We start from the raw sequence: 17,944 nt of genomic DNA, 5'->3' as shown, positions 1-17,944 counted from the left end.
CATAAAATCTATTACGTTTTAAAATAATGCAATTTATTTTTTATATTTTAGATATTATTATTTCATTTCAAACAAAAAAGCAAGTATTGAAAATACTCACTTTTGTAATTTATAATTTAATTGCTTCTGCATGGTATGAACTTCTTACAAATGGTCCTGATGCAACTTTTGCAAATCCTAGCTCATATGCTATATCCTCATATTTTTTAAACTGTTCTGGAGTAACATATTCTTTTAACTGAGCATGTTCTAAAGAAGGTTGTAAATACTGACCTATTGTTAACATATTACAGTCAACTTCTCTAAGTCTTTTAAATGTATTAACCATTTGTTCTTCTGTTTCTCCAAGTCCAACCATAATACCAGTCTTAGTAACGAGTCCCTTTTCTTTAGCATACTCTAGAACACTTAAACTTCTTTCAAATTTAGAACCTGGCATTATATCTTTGTAAAGCTCTGGAACTACTTCTATATTATGGTTTAATACATCTGGTCTTTCATCAAATATTATATCCATAAGTTCCTTTTTTCCTTTTAAGTCTGGAATTAAAACTTCAACAGTAACTTCTGGAGTTAATGCTCTTATTTCTTTAATTACATTTTTAAATTGAGTTGCTCCTCCATCTTCCAAATCATCTCTATCTACTGATGTAATTACTGCATGTTTAAGTTTAAGTCTTTCTACTGCTTTAGCTAAATTTTTTGGTTCTTCTTCATTAACAGCATCTGGTCTACCATGAGTTACATCACAGAACCTACAATTCCTTGTACATATGCTACCTAAAATCATAAAAGTAGCAGTTCCTCTTTCATAACACTCCATTCTGTTAGGACAATTAGCATGGGTACATACTGTATTTAAGTGTAAATCATCAAGTAAATGTCTAACACCCGCTGCACTTTTACTACCTTGTACTTTTAATTTCATCCATTCTGGTTTTCTTTTTAATTTCATTAAAACTCATCCCTATCTTTCCTTAAATAAATCGTTTATAAACATCTTATTTGTCATTCCATTAATATAAAAATCTATATCTACAGTTTCTAAAACCTTTGAAAATTCTTGTTCTTTAAAATTTAACCCTATGAATTTATCAGTTAATTTATCTACTTCGTCATTTCCAAAAAAGTCCCCATTAATCAAAAACTTTGCAACTTTACCTTTATCTAGCGAGATTCCATATTCAACTATTCCAAAATCGTGTTTTTCTTCTACATTAATTTCAAATTTTGGAGTCATTCCATAATTCCAAGATTCGTTACCAAATCTTTCAGCAACTATATTTTCTACTTTTTCTCTCTCAATATCATTTATTTCTGTAATATGGTCAATGTCAAAAACTTCCATTACTGTATCATTTAAATGATCCATAAATTCTGGTGCAGTTAATTCTATTTCATCTTTAAGCCTACCAACTCTAGATACTACAGACTTAACATTTTTACCAACAAATTTAAGAGGGTTTGGTTTTAATGCATTTTTTAACATTTCTAAGTTTCCGCCAAAAAGAATTGTCCCGTGATGTAAAACTTTCCCATTTCTATGGTATTGAGCATTCCCAGAGAATTTTTTCCCATCTATAACTAAATCATTTCTTCCTGTAAATTCTCCCTTTAATCCAAGTTTTTCTAAAGCTATTAAAACTGGCTTTGTAAAATACTCAAAAGAATTTCCTTCTCTTTCCTTAGTAATAAAACTGTACTGAATTACTTCCATATCTTGAAAAACAGCTCCACCACCTGATAATCTTCTTACTATATCTATATTGTTATCGTCACAGTATTTTATATTTACCTCTTTATAAATATTTTGGTTTCTTCCAATAACAACACAAGGGTTATTTCTCCAAACCATAAAAATATCATCACTATAATTGTTAAACACATAGTTTTCTAAAGCTAAATTGTAAGCTATTCTATTATATGGACTTTTTACTACTATCATATTTATCTCCTTAATTACAACTAGAATCTTCTATTATTAACTTGTTTTTTTCAATTTCTTCTCTATTAAATATATCACCAATAAATACTTCTGTTGTCATTCCATCTATATAGTCCGATATTTTATTTGTATAAAGAGCCTCTCTAAAATCTTTTTCCGTAAACTTTAACCCTATCAATCTACTAGAAAATTTCTTAATATCATCTTTTCCAAAGAAATCTCCATTTATTATTATGTCGTTTATAACCCCACCTGCTAAATCAATTCCATATTCAACTATTCCAAAATCGTGTTTTACAGAATGTTTTATTCCACAACTAGGACTTTTCCCATAATTCCAACTATCGCTTGCAAATCTTTCTGTTCTTATTTTTTGAACTTCACTTTCCATAACTTCGTTTATTTTAGTTATTTCTTTTATATTAAAATCTTCCAAAACAGTTTCTGTTATGTGATCCATAAACTCAGTTACAGACAAATCCATTTCGTCTTTTAGCATACCTACTCTTGCAGCTACAGAATTAACATTTTTACCTACAAACTTTAGTGGATTTGGTCTAAGAGCATTCTTCATATTTTCCATATTTCCACCATATAAAATGGAACCGTGATGTAAAACTTTGCCACCATTGTGATACTGTGCGTTACCTGAAAACTTCTTTCCATCTATTATTAAATCATTTCTTCCTGTAAATTCTCCATTTAAGCCAAGTTTAGCTAAAGAATCTATAATAGGTTTTGTAAAGTACGCAAACGAATTTCCTTCTCTTTCTTTTGTAATGAAAGTGTACTGAATAATTTCTTTATCACAGTAAATAGTTCCACCACCTGAAAGTCTTCTAACTATATCCATATTGTTTTCAATACAATAATCAATATTTACTTCTTTGTAGATATTTTGATTTCTTCCTAGTAAAATACAAGGTTTATTTCTCCAAATTATAAAAATATCATCTTCGTAATTGTTAAAAAGATATTCTTCTAAAGCATGATTATATGCTGGATCTAAATTATTATTTTCTATTACTATCATTGTTTCACCTTTATCAAAAAAATATTTAGGAAACTTTTTCCCAACATAGAAATTATATCACACTCTTATAGTTGCAAAAAGAAAAGAGAAAATTATAACAATTATAATTTCCCCTTAAATACTAAATATATTATATTACTGTATTTTTCTTGATATTACTTCATTTATTGATACTAGCAAAAATGGTGAAAAAGCAAATAGCAATGCCAATTTTTGCCATAATCCTCTATAATTTATAGTAATGGACTTTAACATAGATATTTTAGGTGCAGCAAATAGAAGCATAAAGACCCCAGTGATAATAAACAATACCATTATAGCAATAGCCATATCTCTATTGCCTTCTAACATATAAAGTTTTATCAATAATAAAACTCCAACTAATATACCAATATATGCTATGAATGCTGACGAACCGTGAATTAATTTTCCTATTTTTATGTATCCAAAATCCATCATGGAACTATCAAATAGTCCCGTAAGAATACAATCCCCCAGTCCAAAAAGTATAATTGTAAAACATAAGCACTTAGCTAGTTTTTCCGAAACTTTTTTAAACCTTTCAAAAAATGCTGGTATAGACATGAAAAATAAAAGTCCATTTATAATTTCCCATATTTTAAAAATTATTTTTATGATTCCTTCTGCCTCTCCAAGCCTACTAATTAAAGTTTTTGTATGACTAAAATCTATAATAAAGCTCCCCAAAATAAATGGCAGTATTAGCTCACTTAAAATCGCAATAATCATAAAATAAAATCCATATTTTTTTAAAAACATTTTTCCTCCTAATAAAATACAACATCTATTATATATTAGACTATTAGAAAAATATATACTAAATTTTCACATCTATATATGAATTTTTCTGGTATTATATTAATAAGTTGGTGATAAAATGATTAATGAGATTAGACCCTATACATTTAAAAATGAATATAGAAATATTGAACCTAGGAAAGAAGATATTGCCTTAATATATAAAGATACTGACGTGTTACTAAAAAAATATGGTGATTTAATATCTTTTCCCAAGATTTCTGAATTAATAGATAAAGACTTAAAATTTGAATACAGATTTTTATTTACAATTGATAGTATAAATTACTTTTTAATAGAATTGAAAAAAATAGTTTTATTAGATGACTTTAATTTTCAAAGTATTTCTATTTTTAGAAACTCTTCGCCTAAGCATTTATCTTTTGCTGGAATAACAGGATATCAACTTTACAAATGGTATGAAAAAAATAAATACTGTGGCAAATGCGGAACTAAAATGTACCATAGTTTAAAGTCTAGAACTATGGTATGTCCAAATTGCAACGATACAAGATACCCTTTTTTAGCGCCTGCCGTAATTGTAGCTATAGTAAATAACGATAAAATATTAGTTACAAAATACGCTCACAGAAAACTATCTAATTATGCTCTTGTCGCTGGATATGCTGAAATAGGAGAAAGCATTGAAGAAACAGTTATGAGGGAAGTAAAAGAAGAAGTTGGACTTAATGTAAAAAATATAAAATATTATAAAAGCCAACCTTGGAGTTTCTCTGGTTCTCTTTTATTTGGATTTTTTTGTGAATTAGACGGAAGTGTAGAAATTATATTAGATGAAAATGAATTATCCATGGCAAAATGGATAAAAAAAGACGAAATAAAAGAAGATTACAGCCCATTGAGCTTAACCTCGGAAATGATTCAAGCTTTTAAAGGTAATAGATACTAAAAAAGGTTAAGAATTATCATTAACCTTTTTGTTTAAGCTTTTTAGCAGATATTCTTAATATACTATGGTCTACATACCAGTTACCTCTATATTTCAATTCATCCCTCAGTAATTCTACAACTTCATTTATTATCATATTTTTTTTATCTTTATCTATCCCTTCAAAAGGCTTAAATATGAACATATCTATCCAATCTGCTAAACTATTTTCTCCCTTTAATTCCCTCACTCTTTCAAATTTCATGGCAAATTTCACTTTAAATCCTCTACTCTCTAACAAAGAGGCATACTCTCCCAAAGTTGGATAATAAAAAGGATTTTTATAAATTAACCCATACTTTTTAAATATAGTAGATAAGGCGTTATGTATTTTTGACATATTCCCATTTCCCGCAAATTCAAAAATGAAAACCCCGTTCTCTTTTAAAGACTCAAAAATACTTTTAAGTAATATACTATGATCTTCTTTCTTTACCCAATGAAGTATGTAGTTTGAAAACACTATGTCCACTTTTTCTTCAAGTTTAAAATCAAAAGAATACAACTTTCTAAATTATACTTCTGGATAATTTGATTTTGCAAAATCAAAAAAATCCGGTTCAGAATCTACTCCTATTACCTTAGCCCCCATATCATATATCTTCTTAGTTAGAGTTCCAGGTCCACAACCTAAATCTAAAACTTTCATTTTGTCATTAATTAATATAATATCTAATAATTCACTACCACTTTCAGTTAAATACTCAAAATATTTAACATAGTTTTTTTCACCCCAATTACTTTCCATGAAAATCCCCTTCAAGATTATAACATTTATTATGAAAATCAATATATTTTTTTATATACTTACTATTATATAACATATTATAGTAATTAATAAAGCAGGAAGCATATTTCCAATTTTTATTTTTGTATTCCATATTAAGTTTACTCCTATACAGAAAATAAGAGTCGCTCCAACCATTGAAATATCATCTATTAGAGCATTACTTATAAAATTCCCTGCTATTTTTGAAATTATAGTAATACTTCCTTGATATATTATCAAGGGTATCGCAGCAAATGCAGAACCTATTCCAAAAATAGAAGAATTTATAATAACTACCACAAAGTCTAAAATTGCTTTTGTATAAAGAGTTGTTGCATTCCCTGTAATTCCATCTTGAATAGCCCCTACAATTCCCATAGCTCCGACACAAACTATTAAAGTAGTATTTACAAATCCATCTATAAAGTAATTATCTTTATTTCGATTTGTTTTTCTTTTAATCCACTCACCCATATTCACGAATTTATTCTCTATTCTGAAATACTCTCCAATAATGCTTCCTAAAATTAAAGATATTATCAAAACCATAGTTCCTCTGGTTTCTATATTTCCATCTTGAATCACTAGCATATGTTGTAAAGTACCTGAAATTCCTATGAACATAATTGCTATTCCTATAGATTTAATTAACATATCTTGCATATTTTTAGATATTCTTCTACCAAAAAAATTACCAAGAACTCCACCTATAATAACAGCTATTCCATTTACAATGGTTCCTAAACCTATCAAATCCTCACTTCCCCCGTATAACAAAATCATTCTGTTTATAATTTAAATAATCTTCACCTAAATACAACCCAAATCTAAATGTTTCTATTATAAACCAGATGTTTTCTTTTGACAATTTCGAAAATATTTATTAGAAGGCTACTTTAAAATAAATTCTGTAAAAATATAATAATTAATTTTATATTTTTAAGATTACTTTAAGAAAAATTTTGTATTATGTATTCAAAGTTAATAAACTTTTTTTCATATACAAACTTCCTTTTTAAAAACGAGATTAACGTCTCGTTTTTTATTGTCTATAAATATTTTAATATTAACAATAATATTTTTATACTTTTTAAGGTTTCTTTAAGAAAATTTTTGTATTATATATTCAAAGTTAATAAACTTTTTTTCATATACAAACTTCCTTTTTAAAAACGAGATTAACGTCTCGTTTTTTATTGTCTATAAATATTTTAATATTAACAATAATATTTTTATACTTTTTAAGGTTTCTTTAAGAAAATTTTTGTATTATATATTCAAAGTTAATAAACTTTTTTTCATATACAAACTTCCTTTTTAAAAACGAGATTAACATCTCGTTTTTTTATTATCTAGTTTTATAAAAAAAGATGAGATATTAATCTCATCTTTACAAATTAATTTTCTATAAATCTTTCTATAAACTCTTCATAGTTCATAGTCCTATCTTCTACAATATTACCTTCCAACTGAATTATCCTATTTGCAATACTATTTATAAATTCAGTATCATGAGATGCAAATAAAATATTTCCTTTAAATGAAGTTAATCCATTATTTAATGCAATTATTGACTCTAAATCTAAATGACTTGTAGGCTGATCCAATACCAAAATATTGCTTCCATACATCATCATTCTCGAAAGCATCATTCTAACTTTCTCGCCTCCAGATAAATTATCTGCCGGTTTTAATGCATCATCTCCTGAAAATAACATTCTGCCTAAAAATCCTCTTATATATATTTCCGATTGTTCCTTTGAGTATTGTCCCAACCATTCAATTAAATTTAGACCTGTATTGTCAAAATATTTTGAATTATCTTTGGGAAAATATGAGTAAGTTATAGTTTGTCCCCACTTATATGAACCTTCGTCTGGTTCAATTTCTCCAACTATTATTTTAAATAAAGTAGTTATTGAAATTTCATTACCTATAAAAGCAATTTTATCATCTTTGTTTACTCTAAATGTAACATTGTCTAAAACCTTAACTCCATCTATGGTTTTAGAAATTCCTTCCAAAGATAACATTTGATTTCCAGCTTCTCTGTCCATTTCAAAACCAACAAAAGGATATCTTCTTGTAGATGGTTGTATATCTTCAACTTCAATTTTTTCTAAAAGCTTTCTTCTTGAAGTAGCTTGCTTAGACTTAGACTTATTAGCTGAGAATCTTTGAATAAAACTTTGCAATTCTTTAACTTTTTCTTCTTTTTTCTTATTTTGCTCTTTCATAAGTCTTGACATTAACTGACTTGATTCATACCAAAAGTCATAATTTCCAACAAATATTTTAATCTTTCTAAAATCTATATCCACCATATGAGTACAAATATTATTCAAAAAATACCTGTCATGAGATACTACTATAACAGTACCTTCATAATCTATCAAGAAATTTTCTAGCCATAAAATAGATTTTATATCTAAGTCATTTGTAGGCTCATCTAGTATTAAAATTTCAGGTTTCCCGAAAATAGCTTTTGCTAAAAGAACTCTTACTTTCTCTTTACCTGATAATTCTCTCATAAATTTACTATGTAAATCTATAGAAATATTTAATCCTTGAAGAAGTGTTGCCGCTTCTGACTCAGCTTCCCAGCCGTTCATTTCCATAAATTCTTCTTCAAGTGCTGCTGCTTTCATACCATCTTCTTCAGAAAAATCTTCTTTAGCATATAGAGCATCTTTTTCTTTCATTATCTCTGTAAGTCTAGGATTTCCTGACATTACAACATCTATAACAATCTCATTGTCAAATCTATTATGATCTTGCTCCAACACTGACATTCTCTCATTTTTATCTATAGACACACTACCTGTGTCAGGTTCTAATTTTCCTTCCAGTATTTTTAAAAATGTAGATTTACCTGCACCATTTGCACCTATTACGCCATAGCAATTACCTTTTGTAAAAGATAAATTTACATCGTCAAATAACTTTTGTCCTTGAAAGCTTAAACTTAAATCCGTTACGTTTATCAATATTTACTCCTCTAAAAATATTTTTTAAATTTTCTTATTACATATACCAAAAACCTAGTCCATATAGCCAATCCTATTATACCAATTATTATCCTTAAAATCCTAGATTCTATAGTTAATTTTAAAAATATAATATTATAAAATAATATTCCCAAAAGGAATAATCCAGCTATTAAAATCAATATTTGAATAATTTTAAGTAATACATTATCTACCATTTCTTACCTCTTTATTCTTTCTTGCCTTAATATTTTATCCTCTTTAGTACGATTAATCAAATTCTACTATTTTCATTCAAAGAATTTTTTATTTATATTATCATTTGACACTATTGCGTTAATATGATAAACTGAATAGAAATTCATACTAAAGTTATTAACAAAAACAAGTAGTTCTATATTTGTACTTCAGAGAGTTATCGGTCGCTGTAAGATAACGTACTAAATATAACAACGAATACATTTTGTTAACTTCCACTGAAACTATTAGTAGGCTGGAACGGATTCACCCGTTATAGTGATAGGATGTCATATGTTTTTACATATCGCACCCGAAAAGGTCAGTTACCGTGAGGAACTGACAAACTGAGGTGGTAACACGGGATTATGGCTCTCGTCCTCTTATTGTAAGAGGACGGGTGCTTTTTTTATTTCCATCTTCTTATAAAAGCCAAGTATAATACAAAATTTGGAGGAAATTATGGCAAATATTAAATTTTTTACTGGAGAGAATGTACCTTTAGAGATGCACAAAGTGCGTATTGTACAGAAGCTAAACTTACCAACTGTAGAAGAAAGAAAAGAAGCTATTGAAAAAGCAGGCTTTAATACATTCTTATTGCAAAATAAAGATGTTTTTATGGACATGCTTACAGATAGTGGTGTTAACGCAATGAGTGATCGTCAACAAGCAAGCATGTTCATAGCAGATGATAGCTACGCTGGTAGTGCAACATTTACTAGACTTGAAGATAAAGTAAGAGAAATTTTTGGAATGAAATACTTCTTACCTGCTCACCAAGGTAGAGCATGTGAAAATATACTTGCTGAAGTATTCGTTAAACCTGGTAATGTTATACCTATGAACTTTCACTTTACTACACCAAAAGCTCATATAACCAGACTTGGCGGTAGAGTCGAGGAATTAGTCATTGACGAAGGATTAAAAATCACAAGTGATCACCCATTTAAGGGGAATTTTGACACAGATAAATTACGTAAATTAATAGTAGAAGAAGGTGCTGACAATATACCTTTTATAAGAATTGAAGCAGGTACAAACTTAATCGGAGGACAACCTTTCTCTTTAGAAAATGCAAGAGAAGTTTGTGCAATCGCAAAAGAGTTTTGTATACCTACAGTATTAGATGCAAGTCTTTTACAAGATAATTTATACTTTATAAAAACTAGAGAAGAAAGCTGTAAGAATATGTCTATTAAAGAAATAACAGAAGAACTTTCTAGTTTAATGGATATAATTTACTTCTCAGCTCGTAAATTAGGATTTGGTCGAGGTGGCGGTATTTGCATTAGAAGTACTGAGAACTTTATGAAAATGAGAGAGTTAATTCCACTATTTGAAGGTTTTCTAACTTACGGAGGAATGAGCGTAAGAGAAATGGAAGCTATTGTTGTTGGATTAGATGAAACAATGGATATGGATATAATTTCTCAAGGACCAATATTCATAAAATACATGAGTGACGAATTACAAAAACATGGCATTCCTGTAGTTACTCCTGCTGGAGGACTTGGTTGTCATATAAATGCAGCTGACTTTGTACCACATATCCCACAAACACAATACCCAGCTGGAGCACTGGCAGCAGCACTTTATATAGCTGGCGGAATAAGAGGAATGGAAAGAGGAACTCTTTCTGAGCAAAGAAACCCAGATGGGACAGAACAACTTTCATCAATGGAGTTAGTAAGACTAGCTCTACCTAGAAGGGTATTTACACTTTCTCAAGTAAAATACGCAGTAGATAGAATTGTATGGCTATACAAAAACAGAGATTTAATAGAAGGACTTAGGTTTGTTGATGAACCTGAAACTTTAAGATTTTTTATAGGTCAATTAGAACCAGTATCCGATTGGACTAAAAAATTAACAAAAAAATTCAGGGAAGATTTTGGTGATAGTTTATAATAAACTTAGTTCTACAATGGTAAAATTTGTATAAATAAAAGAGTATTTATTTAGATGCTCTTTTATTTATTGCTTTTGCTACTTTCTTAATATCTAGTATTCTAAGTTCTGGTTCTTTAAATTCTTCATTAAATCCGTCTATCTTTTTTAATGACTGAAACATTTTTCTATATACAAAATTCATTTTATCATAATCCATTTCGCCACCTACTGTTGTTACTATGCAAGCATGCTCTAACAACTCTTTTGAAAATAGTGATTCCATAAATCCTTCTTCATCATTCGAAGTATAACAAGATATAAATATTCCAACTTTCTTATTCATTAATTTTCCTTTATATTTTTTACAAAACCTCATAATTTCTTTTTGAATCTTTCCCATATAAACAGACCCGCCAATAATAACATTATCATATTTTTCTAAATCAATTTTTTCATTCTTTATACGAACAATATCAATATCTCCCTCTAAATAACCCGTTAATATTTCCGCACATTTTTTAGTACAACCGTATTTAGTTCCATATACAATAATAGTTTTCAATTTATTTTTTCCTTTCTATAAAGTTTATCAAATTGTTCTATGTGCTTATCTAATATGGTTAATGCTTCATCTTCTTTCTCAACTATACCGTCATATTTATTTAATAAGGTAAAAATAGGTGCATAAAATTGTAAAGCCATGATTTTTGAATCAAAGTCTTTCATAAATCCCTGAAATATCATTTCATTAAATAATTCTTTTTGATAAGATATTGGTATATCAATATAAACTTTCCTATAAATTTGTTCTATATCCTTATTTTTATATTTTTCTATATTAAGCATTTTCCTAAATTTAGAAGCATAACTATCTTTTAAATAATATACAAATATATTTCTACTAATTTTTTTTAATATATCTATTCCACTTCCGCCATATTTCCTAGCAATCTCATTAATATCCCCCTCTGGTAATTCTAATGTTTTAGATATATCATTAAATTTTTCCTCCATTTTTAAAACTATATTGTCAAAAATATCTTGTTTGTTTTTGTAATGTTTATACAGTGAACTTTGTTTAATTCCTACTTTTCCTGCAATATCTCTAACGCTTACACCATCATAGCCTTTCCTTGCAAATAAATTTAATGATTCAATTAAAATAATTTCTTTAGTATTTCTTTTCGTCATAATTTTCCTCTTTCTTATAAATAATCAAAATAATTAGGTGATGAAAAAAATAATATAATTCTTGAAATTTCAATAAAAGATATTTGAATAAATCCAATAAAAATCATAATAGTAAAAATACTTTGACGATACTCAACTTTAAAAATTGAAATTATCCCTAATATCCAAATAGCAATCATTCCTATCCAAAATACTATCGATTGAATACTACCAACAGAAAATAGTCCATTATCTACACTTTTGTCTATTGCATGGACTATTGAATTACTGTATAAATCTCTAATATTTGCAAAGTACCAAAACAATCCATTTATTAACAAAAATAAAATTATTGCAATACCCCACCTATTAATCTTAAATCTATTTATATATCCCCATAACATATAACAAGTATTTATTATTAAAATAATACTACTAATTAATGTATCTCTATTTCCAAAGTATAATTTCATTTTAAGCTCCTTTATTTGAAATTTAGCTATCATTCGTTCTCTTTGTTCTATTTTAGCTAACATACGTTTCCTTGTCAAGTAATATTAAATCTTGCTTATATTTTTCAATTTTACATTTTCTTAATTTTAGTGTATTTTTAAATAAAGATTAACCTATTTATACTTAAAAATAATTCATTTATAGGAGAAACTCTATGTTTAAAACAATATTATTCGATATAGATGGAACTATTATTGATACAGAATATGTAATGACTAAATCTCTGCAAAAAACTCTATTAGAAGAAAAAGAATTATCTGTTTCAATAAAAGAATTAAATTATATTTTAGGAATACCCGGAAGAGAAGCTCTAGAAAAATTTACTAAAAATAAAAGAGAACTAAATTACCTTTTAGAAAAATGGAGTGAAAATGTTCTATTATTTTCTAAACACGCAACTATTTTCCCTCAAATTACTGAAGTGCTTCAAGCTTTAAATTCTAGAAACATTACTTTAGGTGTTGTTACTTCAAAAACTAAAGAAGAAATGAAAAATGAGTTTGATATTTTTAAACTTAATCACCACTTTAAAATTCAAGTAACTGCTTCTGATACAAAACTTCACAAACCAAACCCTGAACCAATACAAAAAGCTATTGATGATTTAGGTGCAAATATAGAAGAAACTATCTATATTGGAGATTCACTATACGATATGAAAAGTGCAAAAGCGTGTGGTATATCTTTTGGGCTAGCTAAGTGGGGAGCTTTAGAATCTATTGTATTTAACAATGTAGATTTTCATTTAAAAACTCCTAAAGATATATTAAATTTACCACTTAAAATAATTTAAAATAAAACAACCTTAGTTATTTTAAGGTTGTTTTTCTATATCATAAATTTTATAATGCTAATAGTTCAATTTATTTTAAATATTTAAATCTCTAAATTATTATTTCTTTTCTAAGTCTATTACTTTCTCTAAAACTTTATCCCCGTTTATATCTACTTTTCCATTCTTAATTTCTAATTTTTTATTAGAGTCTTCTATTTTATAGTCTGGTAAAGTTTTGTCTTTTTCATTAATACTTCCCTTACCTGTAACTCCAAGCTGTTTAGGAAACCTTAAAAGATATCCTGTTTTCGGAAGTGCTATTACCATGGGGTCTGAACCTATTCCATCTCCACCAGTTTGTTCTCCAATTAACGTCGCAAAACCAGACTCTTTAGAAAAAGTTGCTAGTTTTTCAGAAGAACTATATACTTTTTTGTTAACTAATAAGTAAATATTGCCTTTAAATTTAATTGAATTTTCATTTGGCTCTACTGTATCTTCCCATTTAGAAAATTTATCAAACTTTTTAACTATATCTAAAGTTTTTTTAGGAAAATCTTCAAGTTTATCATAATCTATCTTTTTAGCCCCACTATTAAATATAGCCTTGTTTAATAAATCTCCACTTTTAAAAAAGCTATATTCAGGATTTAAGTATTCTTTGTCTATAACCATAGGCAGTATAAAATCTGACCAATACCTAGAAGCTCCTCCTCCATTATTTCTAATATCTATTATTAAAGCTTTAGATTTTTCGTTTTTTATTAAAAACTTCTCTAAATTTTCTTTGTCTTTTAAAAATTTCTTACTTTCTTCATTTGGAGTTGCCATAGACTTTATACCAATATATCCAATGTCACCATTTAATATTCCCATACTAAGGTTTTCTTCTTCTGTAGTATCGTACTCTTTATTTTGTTTTTCCTTAAATTTTCCAAAAGTTTCATTTGTAATATTATACCTAGCTTGTACATTACTTTCTTTAAAAAGGTTAAATATATTTGACCTCCAGTCTAACCTAGGATAAGATGAATAAATATAAGCAATATCTATTCCCATTTCTTCTGGTATCATATGAGTATGTCCGTTATTTAAATCCTCTAATATTTCACCCATAGCAACATAAAATTCTGTATCAGTATTAACATTTTCTATTTTTTCTTTATATTTTTCATAATTTCCTACCCAATCTATTCCATTAACTTCTTTATTTACTTCAAAGAATGGATAATAATTTTTTAAAGTATTAAAGGCATATTCAAAATCCTCTATGTAGTCTTCTTTTGTAAGTTCTGAAATAGGCTCTATTTCTTTAAATTTATAATTGCTATTATCTCCTAAAAAATAAAATACCCCTGCTATTACAGCTATTAAAATTATAATAATACCTAAAATTAATTTCTTATGCTTTTTTATCATTTCACTTCCTCATAGTTTATATATTATATATAATTCTAACATAAAAAAAGAGTGCCATTTTTAGCACTCTAATCAAAGTAAAACAATTCTTCAAATTTTTTATCTAAAGCTATGCAAAGTACCAAAGCAAGTTTTGCCGTAGGATTGAATTGTCCTGTTTCTATTGAGCTAATTGTATTTCTAGAAACTCCTACAAGTTCTGACAATTCTCTTTGGGACAATTTCTTTTCAACTCTTGCTTCTTTTAGTCTATTTTTTAAAATAAGTTCTTCATTTCTCATATTTAACCTTAAATTGTAATTATATACTTGTAAGTAAAAGCAATAATAAATGGTATTAAAAATAATCCTAGAAATAGAAATTTTTTATCCTTTAACTTACTATATAAATATAAACTATTAAATGAACTTATAGTAGCTCCTATAATAACTATATCGAAAAATGGAAGTACTTCTTTTAATCCTCGTATATCTGAAACTATTATTTTACTAAGCATAAAAATTAAACAAAGCACTAATGTTAAAGCTATTCCATACCCATAACCTTTTTGATAAACTTTTTCTTCATATTCTGTATTTCTTTCTTTTCTACTTTTTTCTAATATTTTTTCTTTATTCATCTTCTTCCTCCTTGTGCCAAGTTATCTTTGCAATTTAATTATATACTCGACAAGTTTACTTGTCAAGTGTATAAAAGCAATAGAAAAGAGCACCTATACTAGATGCTCTTTAATATTATTTTTTAATTAAAGTTATTACTACTTCTGAATCTTCAATAAACTTAGCAGAAATACTGTTTGTTCCATCAAAATTTAGGACATCACAACAATTTAATTCATATTTTTCTTTACCTGCTAATTCTACTTCAACTTTTCCACATATAACAGAAAATACTATTTCTTCACCTTCATGACTATGCTTTGGAATAGTATCTCCAGCTTTACCTGATTTTCTTACAACTTTATATTTGTCTTTCTCAAAAATAACTCCTATTTCACTTTTAACTGTACCTAACATATTTTCCTCCTAACTTATCTTTAATAAAATAATACAATACTTCTAAAAATATATCAGTTGCAAATATCACAAATAATTTCAATAAAAAAAGTGGCTAATTGCCACTTTTTAAATACTATTCTAAATATTGAGGACCAATATATCCTGTTTGTCCATTGTACTCAATTTTCAACCATCCTCTATCTTTATAACCTGTTACCTCTGTTCCTGCAGGTATAGTTCCTATTACATCATAATCATATCCTGGACCAGATCTAAAGTTCAAATCTTGAATAAGCTTACCAGTTTTCTTTTCAGATTCTTGTAACTCTTTTGTACTTTCTGTTGTTTCTTCTGTAGGAGGTTCTGTTTCTTCTGGTTTTGTTTCTTCCGTAGTTTTCATTAATTGCTTTAGTTTGTTATTCAAATCTTTATTATTTGCAATAGTAATGTACGCTAATCCAATTACCAAAGCTATTAATATAGTTACGACAAAAACCATAATAGGAGTTACATTTGTTTTTTTCTTAACTTCCTTTTCTTGGCTTGGCTCCTTTTTTTTAGCTTCTTCTTCTCTGTATCTAAGATTAATCTCAGACATATCTATTTTATCAGTATTTTGATTGTCTTTCATGTTATCTTTCATTATGTTTCCCCATTCTTAAATTACCTTACTATTTATTATACTGTATCTTAACATATTTTAAAAATAATTACTTTAATAAAATTTGTACTTTTATAGCTTTTAAGTATATACTAAAAATATATTTACTGAAAGGGTGGATTATATGGGAGATTTTATAGATTTTGTATACAATAGCGACTTAATTTATATTATTAGGTTAATTATTGCAATAATCTGTGGATTTATTATAGGAATGGAAAGAGAAACAAAAAATAAAGACGCTGGAACAAGAACCCATGGAGTTGTAGCTCTTGGATCTTGTCTTTGTATGATTTTATCTGAATATGGATTCCAAGAATATAACAGTGTAGACCCTACTAGAATAGCAGCCCAAGTAGTTTCCGGAATAGGTTTTATCGGTGCAGGAATAATATTCGTTAGAAGAGATAATAATATAAGTGGATTAACAACAGCGGCAGGTGTTTGGGCAACTGCAATAATTGCAATGACAATAGGTACAGGTATGATACTACTTGGAATAGCAGGTACTTTACTTGTAGTTATCCTCCAATGGTCACTAGGAAAACTAAAATACAAATTTAACTTCTCTAACGAAGAAAGAGTTCACTTAACAACAACAAATAAACTATTTAACTTAGAAAATCTAATTCAGTACTTAGAAAAATTAAATATACATATTGTATATTTGGAATCAGAAAAAATAAATATGAGTGAAACAGATATAGAGGTACTAATAACATACCCTGAAAATTTCGATAAATGGAGTATGTATGATAAATTAAAAGAAATTGATGGAATAAAAAATATAAGAATGTAATAAAGCTGGGGCTATCCTAGCTTTTTATGTATACAAAAAATTAAAAGTAGTTTATATGAATATAATCTTATCACTGGTACTAAAGTGATTGGATGTACTTATAAAATCAAAAAATTACTAATGGAAAACTTTACCTCTGAACACAGTATAACTGAATTTTATCTTCCTAGAGATTTACCATATTTTTGTAATGGCTGTAAAATATGTTTTGATAAAAGTGAACTTCTGTGTTCCCACGTAAATTTGTTCAACCAATATGGAACAAAATGTTAGAATCTGATTTAATTATATTTGCATATCCTGTTTATGTTTTACGTGCTCCTGCACAAGTAAAATCTTTGCTTGATAATTTAGCTTATAACTAGATGGTTCATAGACCAAATAAAAAAATGTTTAATAAAACTGCCATCATATTGATTCAAAGTATAGGTGCACCAAATAAATCAGCTCAAAAAGATGTTAAAACTAGCCCTACATGGCTTGGAGTTTCAAGAATAAAAATATTAGGATTTGGTTTAATAGAAGGAGTAAAATGGGATAAAATAAGTCTAAAGCGTAGAAATAATATAAAGAATAAAATACAAAAACTAAAATACACAAAAATATAAAAGTTAGATTATATTTCTACATAAGTAAAATATTACATAAACAAGTATTGAAAAAAGAAAGCATACCTTCAAAAGATACTCAACACTGGATAGATAATAAATGGATATAATGTTATACAGCTAAAATAAAATTTAAATAAAAACAAAGGGTAAAAGAGAACTCTTTGTTTTTTTGTGTATATACTTCTAATAATTTTATGCAATAAAAAATTCCCCATACGATCATCGTACAGGGAACTTAATTGTTGGGCGAATACCTACTCTCCCATGACGTCGCCATCATAGTACCATCAGCGTAGAAAGGCTTAACTTCTGTGTTCGAGATGGGTACAGGTGTATCCCTTTCGCTATCTTCACCCTATGAAGCCC

Annotated in this window: 22 protein-coding genes, 1 rRNA gene, 1 pseudogene and 1 other annotated feature; of the genes and pseudogenes, 6 read left to right on the top strand and 18 right to left on the bottom strand. The window is 27.6% G+C overall.

Translation table 11 applies throughout. The features are described 5' to 3' along the window. Nucleotides 1-109 precede the first annotated feature (109 nt). The 4 genes from lipA to CS899_RS08855 all read right to left on the bottom strand — a co-directional run bounded on the left by lipA (nucleotide 110) and on the right by CS899_RS08855 (nucleotide 3,758). The gene (gene lipA / locus CS899_RS08870; RefSeq protein WP_100065840.1) at nucleotides 110-955 is read right to left on the bottom strand and encodes a lipoyl synthase; all 846 of its coding nucleotides are present in this window, start codon (nucleotides 953-955) and stop codon (nucleotides 110-112) included. A 12-nt stretch (nucleotides 956-967) separates the two neighbouring features. Next, the gene (lplA, locus tag CS899_RS08865) at nucleotides 968-1,945 is read right to left on the bottom strand and encodes a lipoate--protein ligase (RefSeq protein ID WP_100065839.1); all 978 of its coding nucleotides are present in this window, start codon (nucleotides 1,943-1,945) and stop codon (nucleotides 968-970) included. A gap of 10 nt (nucleotides 1,946-1,955) precedes the next feature. Beyond that, the gene (lplA, locus tag CS899_RS08860) at nucleotides 1,956-2,978 is read right to left on the bottom strand and encodes a lipoate--protein ligase (RefSeq protein ID WP_100065838.1); all 1,023 of its coding nucleotides are present in this window, start codon (nucleotides 2,976-2,978) and stop codon (nucleotides 1,956-1,958) included. A gap of 135 nt (nucleotides 2,979-3,113) precedes the next feature. Beyond that, a complete protein-coding gene (locus CS899_RS08855) occupies nucleotides 3,114-3,758 on the bottom strand; it encodes a DUF998 domain-containing protein (RefSeq protein ID WP_100065837.1) in 645 nt (214 codons plus the stop codon). A 118-nt stretch (nucleotides 3,759-3,876) separates the two neighbouring features. Here CS899_RS08855 and nudC point away from each other — a divergent pair, with 118 nt between their 5' ends. After that, entirely contained in the window at nucleotides 3,877-4,707 is an 831-nt protein-coding gene (nudC, locus tag CS899_RS08850; protein ID WP_100065836.1) for an NAD(+) diphosphatase, read from the top strand. A 19-nt stretch (nucleotides 4,708-4,726) separates the two neighbouring features. Here the strand turns inward: nudC and CS899_RS08845 are convergent, their stop codons facing one another. The 5 genes and pseudogenes from CS899_RS08845 to CS899_RS08825 all read right to left on the bottom strand — a co-directional run bounded on the left by CS899_RS08845 (nucleotide 4,727) and on the right by CS899_RS08825 (nucleotide 8,720). Further along, nucleotides 4,727-5,086, bottom strand: coding sequence for a hypothetical protein (locus CS899_RS08845; protein ID WP_242491902.1), 360 nt, complete (start codon nucleotides 5,084-5,086; stop codon nucleotides 4,727-4,729). Nucleotides 5,087-5,119: 33 nt separating this feature from the next. Further along, nucleotides 5,120-5,395, bottom strand: a pseudogene (locus CS899_RS11030) (class I SAM-dependent methyltransferase); the annotation flags it as partial. A 150-nt stretch (nucleotides 5,396-5,545) separates the two neighbouring features. Next, nucleotides 5,546-6,268 carry a DUF554 domain-containing protein gene (locus CS899_RS08835; protein WP_164995904.1) on the bottom strand — a complete coding sequence of 241 codons (723 nt, stop codon included), beginning with the start codon at nucleotides 6,266-6,268 and terminating at the stop codon, nucleotides 5,546-5,548. Between the two features lie 644 nt (nucleotides 6,269-6,912). After that, nucleotides 6,913-8,502: an ABC-F family ATP-binding cassette domain-containing protein gene (locus tag CS899_RS08830; protein WP_100065832.1), complete on the bottom strand. Its 1,590-nt coding sequence runs from the start codon at nucleotides 8,500-8,502 to the stop codon at nucleotides 6,913-6,915. 11 nt (nucleotides 8,503-8,513) lie between these two features. Continuing rightward, complete coding sequence (locus CS899_RS08825; RefSeq protein ID WP_100065831.1) at nucleotides 8,514-8,720, bottom strand: hypothetical protein; 207 nt, start codon at nucleotides 8,718-8,720, stop codon at nucleotides 8,514-8,516. A 148-nt stretch (nucleotides 8,721-8,868) separates the two neighbouring features. Further along, nucleotides 8,869-9,125: a binding site (T-box leader), on the top strand. Nucleotides 9,126-9,201: 76 nt separating this feature from the next. On the opposite strand from CS899_RS08825, the gene CS899_RS08820 reads away from it, so the two are divergent. Further along, entirely contained in the window at nucleotides 9,202-10,650 is a 1,449-nt protein-coding gene (locus tag CS899_RS08820) for a tryptophanase (RefSeq protein WP_100065830.1), read from the top strand. A gap of 46 nt (nucleotides 10,651-10,696) precedes the next feature. On the opposite strand, the gene CS899_RS08815 is transcribed toward CS899_RS08820, so the two are convergent. The 3 genes from CS899_RS08815 to CS899_RS08805 are packed head-to-tail and all read right to left on the bottom strand — an operon-like array spanning nucleotide 10,697 to nucleotide 12,275. Beyond that, nucleotides 10,697-11,194: a flavodoxin domain-containing protein gene (locus CS899_RS08815; RefSeq protein WP_100065829.1), complete on the bottom strand. Its 498-nt coding sequence runs from the start codon at nucleotides 11,192-11,194 to the stop codon at nucleotides 10,697-10,699. After that, complete coding sequence (locus CS899_RS08810; protein ID WP_100065828.1) at nucleotides 11,191-11,823, bottom strand: TetR/AcrR family transcriptional regulator; 633 nt, start codon at nucleotides 11,821-11,823, stop codon at nucleotides 11,191-11,193. The genes CS899_RS08815 and CS899_RS08810 overlap by 4 nt, the downstream gene beginning before the upstream one ends. 14 nt (nucleotides 11,824-11,837) lie before the next feature. After that, on the bottom strand, nucleotides 11,838-12,275 hold the full coding sequence (locus CS899_RS08805) for a hypothetical protein (protein ID WP_100065967.1): 438 nt from the start codon (nucleotides 12,273-12,275) through the stop codon (nucleotides 11,838-11,840). 194 nt (nucleotides 12,276-12,469) lie between these two features. Here CS899_RS08805 and CS899_RS08800 point away from each other — a divergent pair, with 194 nt between their 5' ends. Next, nucleotides 12,470-13,108, top strand: a complete 639-nt coding sequence (locus CS899_RS08800) for an HAD family hydrolase (RefSeq protein ID WP_100065827.1) — start codon at nucleotides 12,470-12,472, stop codon at nucleotides 13,106-13,108. A 99-nt stretch (nucleotides 13,109-13,207) separates the two neighbouring features. Here the strand turns inward: CS899_RS08800 and CS899_RS08795 are convergent, their stop codons facing one another. From CS899_RS08795 to CS899_RS08775, 5 genes are all read right to left on the bottom strand, one after another. Then, complete coding sequence (locus tag CS899_RS08795) at nucleotides 13,208-14,509, bottom strand: S41 family peptidase (RefSeq protein ID WP_100065826.1); 1,302 nt, start codon at nucleotides 14,507-14,509, stop codon at nucleotides 13,208-13,210. A gap of 68 nt (nucleotides 14,510-14,577) precedes the next feature. Continuing rightward, nucleotides 14,578-14,790, bottom strand: a complete 213-nt coding sequence (locus tag CS899_RS08790) for a helix-turn-helix transcriptional regulator (protein WP_100065825.1) — start codon at nucleotides 14,788-14,790, stop codon at nucleotides 14,578-14,580. Between the two features lie 8 nt (nucleotides 14,791-14,798). Then, nucleotides 14,799-15,128 carry a DUF6442 family protein gene (locus tag CS899_RS08785; protein ID WP_100065824.1) on the bottom strand — a complete coding sequence of 110 codons (330 nt, stop codon included), beginning with the start codon at nucleotides 15,126-15,128 and terminating at the stop codon, nucleotides 14,799-14,801. Nucleotides 15,129-15,243: 115 nt separating this feature from the next. Continuing rightward, entirely contained in the window at nucleotides 15,244-15,525 is a 282-nt protein-coding gene (locus CS899_RS08780; protein WP_100065823.1) for a DUF1637 domain-containing protein, read from the bottom strand. A gap of 115 nt (nucleotides 15,526-15,640) precedes the next feature. Continuing rightward, complete coding sequence (locus tag CS899_RS08775; RefSeq protein WP_100065822.1) at nucleotides 15,641-16,150, bottom strand: SH3 domain-containing protein; 510 nt, start codon at nucleotides 16,148-16,150, stop codon at nucleotides 15,641-15,643. A gap of 142 nt (nucleotides 16,151-16,292) precedes the next feature. Between CS899_RS08775 and CS899_RS08770 the strand changes: the two genes are divergently transcribed. The 3 genes from CS899_RS08770 to CS899_RS10955 all read left to right on the top strand — a co-directional run bounded on the left by CS899_RS08770 (nucleotide 16,293) and on the right by CS899_RS10955 (nucleotide 17,575). After that, nucleotides 16,293-16,967, top strand: a complete 675-nt coding sequence (locus CS899_RS08770) for an MgtC/SapB family protein (RefSeq protein ID WP_100065821.1) — start codon at nucleotides 16,293-16,295, stop codon at nucleotides 16,965-16,967. Between the two features lie 227 nt (nucleotides 16,968-17,194). After that, entirely contained in the window at nucleotides 17,195-17,332 is a 138-nt protein-coding gene (locus tag CS899_RS10960; RefSeq protein WP_207204781.1) for an NAD(P)H-dependent oxidoreductase, read from the top strand. Next, nucleotides 17,333-17,575: a hypothetical protein gene (locus tag CS899_RS10955; RefSeq protein ID WP_207204780.1), complete on the top strand. Its 243-nt coding sequence runs from the start codon at nucleotides 17,333-17,335 to the stop codon at nucleotides 17,573-17,575. A gap of 244 nt (nucleotides 17,576-17,819) precedes the next feature. Here CS899_RS10955 and rrf read toward each other — a convergent pair. Further along, a 5S ribosomal RNA gene (gene rrf, locus CS899_RS08760) occupies nucleotides 17,820-17,936 on the bottom strand. Nucleotides 17,937-17,944: the final 8 nt, after the last annotated feature.

Origin of the sequence: Miniphocaeibacter massiliensis (assembly GCF_900232905.1) — a bacterium.
In the GTDB taxonomy this organism is placed as follows: Bacteria; Bacillota; Clostridia; order Tissierellales; family Peptoniphilaceae; genus Miniphocaeibacter; species Miniphocaeibacter massiliensis.
The sequence above is the reverse complement of the archived record's forward strand: the minus strand, read 5'-3'. Positions and strand labels throughout refer to the sequence as shown.